The 7,062-nt window shown below is 45.7% G+C and carries 6 protein-coding genes; 2 read left to right on the forward strand and 4 right to left on the reverse strand.

Annotated elements, in window-relative coordinates:
- The first annotated feature begins 39 nt into the window (after positions 1–39).
- Complete coding sequence (locus tag QT974_RS02815) at positions 40–318, forward strand: hypothetical protein (protein ID WP_333467012.1); 279 nt, start codon at positions 40–42, stop codon at positions 316–318.
- A 129-nt stretch (positions 319–447) separates the two neighbouring features.
- On the forward strand, positions 448–3,033 hold the full coding sequence (locus QT974_RS02820) for a PAS domain S-box protein (protein WP_333467013.1): 2,586 nt from the start codon (positions 448–450) through the stop codon (positions 3,031–3,033).
- A gap of 57 nt (positions 3,034–3,090) precedes the next feature.
- On the opposite strand, the gene QT974_RS02825 is transcribed toward QT974_RS02820, so the two are convergent.
- The 4 genes from QT974_RS02825 to QT974_RS02840 all read right to left on the reverse strand — a co-directional run bounded on the left by QT974_RS02825 (position 3,091) and on the right by QT974_RS02840 (position 6,865).
- A complete protein-coding gene (locus QT974_RS02825) occupies positions 3,091–3,555 on the reverse strand; it encodes a VOC family protein (protein ID WP_333467014.1) in 465 nt (154 codons plus the stop codon).
- A gap of 474 nt (positions 3,556–4,029) precedes the next feature.
- On the reverse strand, positions 4,030–4,515 hold the full coding sequence (locus tag QT974_RS02830; RefSeq protein ID WP_333467015.1) for a glutathione peroxidase: 486 nt from the start codon (positions 4,513–4,515) through the stop codon (positions 4,030–4,032).
- Positions 4,516–4,672: 157 nt separating this feature from the next.
- Entirely contained in the window at positions 4,673–5,578 is a 906-nt protein-coding gene (locus tag QT974_RS02835; protein WP_333467016.1) for a YsnF/AvaK domain-containing protein, read from the reverse strand.
- A gap of 432 nt (positions 5,579–6,010) precedes the next feature.
- Complete coding sequence (locus QT974_RS02840) at positions 6,011–6,865, reverse strand: DUF2382 domain-containing protein (protein ID WP_333467017.1); 855 nt, start codon at positions 6,863–6,865, stop codon at positions 6,011–6,013.
- Positions 6,866–7,062: the final 197 nt, after the last annotated feature.

Genomic DNA, 7,062 nt, shown 5'->3' on the forward strand with positions numbered 1-7,062 from the left:
CAGGGGCAAATTCTCAGAATCAAAGGAGTGCATCTCGACATGATTAAACCTTGCAGTCAACCGCTAAAAACCAATCCTTTCACTTGCCATCGCGATCCCGCTACCGGCAGGTGGACTACTGTAGTTACAACAAATGTTCAGAATGCTTCAGAAACAGACTCTAGTTTGAAAGCAAAACCCGCAGCCGAAAACCCAGGTCAAGTAGAAACAAGTGTTTCTGTTTCGCGGGCTGTCTCGCTGCCGAAAAAACGCCCTTTCTCCTCCTTACCACCCTTTAAAAAGCTTGCTAAAAAATCTGTTGTTACTCTCAGCAGGTAGCTATTGCTGGGGCTAATCTAATTTCCAGGGTTAGTCCCGGGCGATCGCCCAACCAACAAAACAAAGTTATCCCTAGCACAAATTGCCAAAAAGCGATATACTGGCAGCAAACTTTCTCCTTCAAGATCCGTGAAGTATTTGCTCGATCGCTTCGTCCAATTGGTATGGACAGACCGACCAATTCGCCAGCGGGGAACAGTCATCGTTGCTATTCCCGTGATATTTTTATTTGCTTCGCTGATTGCGATCGCAGGGCTGCGCAATAGTGCCATACAAGTAAGAAGAAAAATAGATGCTAATAAGGCAATACTTCAGCAAACTAACCGTTTGTTAACCGCGGTGGTAGATGCGGAAACCGGCATTCGAGGTTACGAGTTGACGAAGCGTGGCGATTTTTTAGAACCATATTTAGATTCACAGAAAAGTTTGCCTCCGCTGCTGGCTAAACTAGATGTAGCGGTGCGAGAAAATCAAGGACAAATTCGAGAATTTGCAGAAATTAAAAAAAGTACCGAAGAGCAACTAAAATTTTTACAAAATACTTTGAAGAAGCTGGACAATTCGGCAAGCCGAGTGCGATCGCCGCAAATAACTCAGCTTTTCGTTGAAGGCAAATTGAAGATGGATCTGCTGCGCGATAAAATTGATGCGTTTGCTGATACAGGTGCCACCTACCAAAAAGCTTTAGAAAGACGAATACGGCTGTTGATTGATTTAACTAATTTTGTGCAAGTTGCTGGTGTGATTTTCGGCTGTTTTGGTGCCGCGGCTTCCTGGTATTTATTTGACAGTTTAGAGCAGGAATTGAGGAAGCGCCAAGCAGGCTTAGAAGAAAGTAAAACTCGCATTCAAGCTGTGGTAGAAAATGCTGCTGATGGGATTATCACATTGGACGAAACGGGAAATATCGAGTCTTTTAATGCGGCAGCAGAACGGATTTTTGACGAAAGAGCCGATCGCATAATTGGCTCGAACCTGCGCCAACTGATAGCTCAACCGCAGCCCGACAGCAGCACGGGAGATTATGCGATCGAATATTTTGTGTTAAATCCCGGTGCTAAACTGAAGACTTACCAGCAAGAAACAGTCGGAATTCGCAGCGACGGCACCAAGTTTCCGATGGAGTTGGCCATCAGCGAAATGCGTCTGGCAAATCAACGCTTGTTTGTGGCGATTTGCCGCGATGTGGGAGGACGGAAACAAGCTGAGGAAACTCTCCGCAAGCAAGCGCAAATGCTGGATTTGGCGAACGATACGATCGCGGTACTCGACTTGAACGGGGTGATTTCTTATTGGAATTTGGGGGCGAAGTGGCTCTACGGGTGGCGCAAGTCGCAAGCAATAGGAAAAAATATTCACGAGCTTTTGCATACAGAATGGACGCAGCCTTTGGACGAAATTCAAAAAGAGTTTTTCGAGCGGGGATATTGGCAAGGGGAACTGCTGCGCACCAAGGAAGACGGCACAAAAATTACGGTGGCGAGTCGGTGGACTTTGCAGCGCGACGATCTCGATCGACCCCAGGCTATTTTGGAAATTAGCAACGATATTAGCGATCGCAAGCGCTCAGAAATTGCTTTAGCCGAAAGCGCACAGCGGTTTCGCGATACTTTTGAACAAGCCGCAGTCGGCATGGCTCAAGCGAGTGTGGATGGCAAGTTGCTGTTAGTCAATCAAAAACTTTGCGAAATTGTCGGCTACAGCCGTCAAGAATTGATGGCTAAAAAATTTCAGGATATTACTTTTGGAGAAGATTTAGGAAACGAACTGGAACTTTTAGGCCAATTATTAGCACAAAAAATTGATAATTACTGTATAGAAAAGCGCTATGTCTGCAAAGACGGACAGTTAGTGTGGGTCAACTTGACGGTTTCGCTGCTGCAAAAACAAAATGGCACTCAATTGCTGATGGGTGTGATCGAAGATATTAGGGAACGCAAACAAGCTGAGGAATCGCTCAGGTTGCGCGCCATAGAATTGAGTTGGACGGCGCAGACGCTGGCTCAAACGACGAATGTCTTGAGAAAGCGCAATCAAGAATTAGACCAGTTTGCTTATGTAGTTTCTCACGATTTGAAAGCGCCGCTGCGGGCGATCGCAAATCTCAGCAGTTGGATAGAAGAAGACCTCAGCGAATCGATGACAGAGGATACCCTGCACCAAATGAACCTGCTGCGCGGCAGAGTTCACCGCATGGAAGCATTGATTGAGGGACTGCTGCAATATTCCCGGGTCGGACGCATTCAAGTAGCTTTAGAAACGGTAAAAGTTGAGAAGTTATTAGCAGAAATTATTGATTCGTTGGCACCACCGTCGGGATTTGAGGTAAAAGTTGAACCGGGAATGCCAACTTTTGTGACCGAAAGATTGCCGTTGCAGCAGGTTTTTGCTAATTTAATTAGCAACGCTATCAAACACAATAGAAGTGAATCCGGTCACGCAAACATATCGGTTAAAGAGTTAGATGATTTTTACGAGTTTTCTGTTGCAGATGATGGGCCGGGGATTGCTTCTCAATATCATGATAAAGTTTTTGTAATTTTTCAGACTTTGGAAGCTCGCGATAAAGTTGAAAATACTGGTATTGGTTTGTCGCTGGTGAAGAAGATTGTCGAAGGTCAAGGCGGCATTATTTCTCTGGAATCTGCCGAAGGTGAGGGAGCCACTTTTAGGTTTACTTGGCCCAAGCAACCTATTAGCAAAGACGGAAAATAAAACAATTCGCGGCCGTGGTTGCCGCACACCGCGCACAGAAAAGCCCATAGCGCTGATTTAAACTGCATCGCAGCGGATTTCGATGATAAATCCATCGGGATCGTAAAAGTAAATGCCGCGTCCTGTAGCTCGCGTGACGGGGCCGCTGTCGATCGCAATTTGATTTGACTTTAGCACTTCGATCGCGCGATCGAACAAATCCGGGTCGATATCAAAAGCCAAGTGGTTAGCGCGAGTAAAAGCCTTCTCGGGGTCTGGGTTTGGCGGTTCCAAGTCCGGCTGCCAAAATAAGTCAATCACAGTACCGTCGTCTGGAGTGATAAAATTAGCGACTTGACCGGCGGCTACCATTGCGGTTAAAGTTGCCGGAATTTCTGCACCTGTGAGTTCGTGCAGACCGAGAATTGTACCGTAGAAGTGGCGGGAAGCATTCATGTCGCGCACATTTAAAGCGACATGGTGAACGCGGCGCAAGTTCCCCGGCGCGAGGACAGTTTTGACGGTGCTTTCGGTACTTTGCATGATTGTCAATTGCGAATGTTAAAATTGGATGCTGCTAGATTAATCCAAAGTTTGTAGTGAGGACTTTAGTCCTAAATCTTCCCTGAGGAAAGGACTCGCATTCCGAACGATCGAACCAATGTTATTATAGTCAATGTATAGTTATTTTTCTTTAGGGAACGATGACATACCTACAAATAGCATAGCCAGCCCGCCTCCGAGAATGGCGAAGGCAAGTATACCTACAGCTAAATCTAATCCCGATGTATTTTCCATAAAATTAAACAGTTCTCCAATTAAATCCAATCACGGATATTTGTTAACTGCTGATTGCTTGTCAACAATGAGGAAGAGAAGAAAAAAACAAGCTAACTAACCGTAGGGTGCGGAGCGGGAGAAAATTGTTAGTCTGTATTCAAAACAAGCCCGCTCCGCACCCTACAATAACTAAACATCCATCCGTTACATCTGTTAAAAAATGCGTTGCCGAACTTTTTATTTTGCCAATTCTCGCTCAATCGCAGCGATCAATTCTGGCGAATCTGGGCCGACGCTGCTGCGGAATCGGGCAACCACTTCACCTTGTTTGCTAACTAAGAATTTCTCAAAATTCCAGGAAACCTCACCCTTGGGCTCTACGGCACTTGTCAGCTTAGCGTACAGCGGGTGCTGCTGGCTGCCTTTGGCGCGTACTTTGTCAAATAATTCAAAGTTGACGCCGTATTTGGTAGTGCAGAAAGTGACGATTTCTGCGTTACTTCCGGGTTCTTGACCTCCGAAGTCGTTGCAGGGAAATCCTAAGACGGAAAGGCCCGCAGCGCCGTACTTCTGGCTCAATTCTTCGAGTCCTTTGTATTGAGGTGTATAGCCGCATTGAGAAGCTACGTTAACTATCAAGAGTACCTTACCAGCGTACTCTCCTAGCTGCTTGTCTGCGCCTGCGATCGTTTTTACATTAATGTCGGAGATGGTGCTGGGCATTTTCAAATACTTGTAAATTTGAACACCACAATTTTACCTCAGTTCGGTACAATTTTGTCTGGATGCCGATCGCTCAAAATTTCAAGGTGTTGGAGCGTTCTGAATGCAACTCCTCATACATATTCGAGGACTCGCATTCCGATGGCTCAAACTAATTTTATTTTTGATTTTGGTCATCAGAGTGGTGTTCGGTCATCCATTTTTGGTAAGTTTCCTCGAGTTGCTTGTTCTCTAGAACGATTTCTAGGCGGACTTTGACGCAACCGTGGCGGGGTTGAGAGGCGATCGAGTTTAAGATTTTGCTCGCTTTCTGCACCGACGTAAATTCAGCCTTAACTGTCGGTTCCTGGCGATCGCTTTTAATCTCCTTCAAATCTATACCGGTGATGTTTCCCTCGCCCAAATCTATTTCGGCTAACACCTTCGGATCGTCGCCGACTTGTTCGACAATCAGCTTTTCCCACTGGATCGGCACTTGTACCATCCGAGTTTCAATTTCTTTGCGGACAATGACTTCGCCGACTTTGCGCTTGCTGCGATTGATCACCAATCGTTCTTCTAGCAAGCGAATGACTTCTCTATCGACAACATCAAAGCCTTCCTCCTGCTCAGTTACGTGCAAATTTTCGTTTTGGCGATCGGCATCTGTTTGATTTAGCATAGGTGTTGAGGGATTGCTGGAGTGGATGTTGCTAAATTCACTCAGCACTTCTGAGGAATTTTCTAAAGAGTGATGGTCGGCATTTGCCGAAATTCCCGGCAGCAGGTCTATCTGCTCGGGATTAATACTTAAAAACAAGGATTTTTGGTGATAATCCACTTTTTGCAGCAGCTTAATACTTACTAAAAAAACGCGGGAGTTTTCCCTACCTAGCCCCGCAACCACAAAGTTTAGCTGACCGTTACCATCAAAATAGACATCTTTTATTTTGCCTGCTAAGTGACCTTGGTTGTCTTTGACTGTAAAACTTTTTAGCTTAGTTCTGACTTTTTCCGGCACCCGGTTGAGACGGGTAGCTGATTTTGCTGTGGCTACTTTTTCGGCTGATGCTTGACCGTTCATTTGTTAAATTTTCCTGCTTAGGGATTTTTATTATGAATTGGGGCGAATTGGTAAGGGCGGGTCAAGTGCATAAATTTTGTCAAAAACCGACAAGTTTTGTACTTGACCCGCTAGGTTCTACCATTTTCGATTGAGAGTCATATCATGTCCGGTAGATTACCATCACAAAAGCAGTTCGCGCGTGCGGACTTAAGTCCGCACTCGTTCTGCGGACTTAAGTCCGCACTACAAACTAATTTTATTGCGGTAAATCTGTCGGACATAATATCAGCTACTGCATGAGAATTGAAATGTCGCATCGCATACAGTAGCATTCTTTGGCAAGACTGATATCACCTAGGAATTGCGCGATACCACAACCTTTCAAACCTGTGCGGTGACAGCGTGATGTGATGAATGCGCAATTCCTCTGCTATGCCTGCTGCGCTTGGTTTAGATAGTTTGGTTATCTACAACCGGAGTGCCGTCAGTCTTAATGTCTAATTCTTCACGGCGCAAGGTTTCTTCGGCGTCAACTGTGCTGCGGACAACTTCTTTTTTGATGTTGACTTCTTCGCGCACGTAGGCTTCCTTGTGAATGTCTGCGGTTTCTTCGTAGACTTCCATGCGTGCAACTTCCCCTGATTGGAAGTCAGCCTCGCCAACTGAAACTACTCGACCAGCTTCTACTGGTGTTACTCGCTCGATTACGACTCGTTCTTTTTCAATGGGTACTGAAGCTCTTGCTGTTTCAGTTTCCACCCGCTTACCAACTGCGACTTCGCCTGTTTTGGCGCGGTTTTTGTTGGCAATCAAGCGTTCTTCATAAAGCTTGAGATTTTGGTGGTTCTGTTCGTTGGTTTCGTACAGGGGGCGATCGTGATCGTAGCTGTAGTTGCTGCGATCGTAGCTAGCAGGAGTTGCAGTGGTTGCCGCCGCAGTGCCTTGATTGCGGTAAACGCCTCTTACCTCTTCTTCGCGATCGTAATCTAGGGGTTCCATTTCGTTGTAAGCAGGCAGTTGTTCTGCTTGATCTTTGCTGCGAAGGCCTGTAGCATGGACGCGACGCGCGCCATAGTCGAAGCGGGCAGAGCCGATCGGCAGCAAGACTTTTTTGCCAAAAATCCAGATGCCAGTATCAATTACCAGATAGCGAAAGCGACCTGTTTCATCAACCAAAGCATCATAGACGGTGCCTACTTTTTCGTCAGAGTCGCCTGCATAAACATCAAATCCCTTGATGTCTTCTCCCGCAAAAATTTCTTCTTTATAGTTAGGCTCAAAATCTGCAATTCTTTGAAGTGCCATAGTTTTTTTCCTCATTTATCTTGTTAACTTAATAGTAGAAATTAAATGGTTTAGTTCCCTCTCCCTAAAGTCTGAAGTGTACAATCTAGGGCGTTTAATACTATAGGAATACAGCCGGGTACGTTTTAACCAACTCAGCTATTATAGCGGTTCTCAAAAAAGTGAGGTATGCTCACGGAGGCCACGGAGGCCACGGA

The sequence above is a fragment of the Microcoleus sp. BM001215392 genome, from assembly GCF_036700185.1.
Classification (GTDB): domain Bacteria; phylum Cyanobacteriota; class Cyanobacteriia; order Cyanobacteriales; family Microcoleaceae; genus Microcoleus.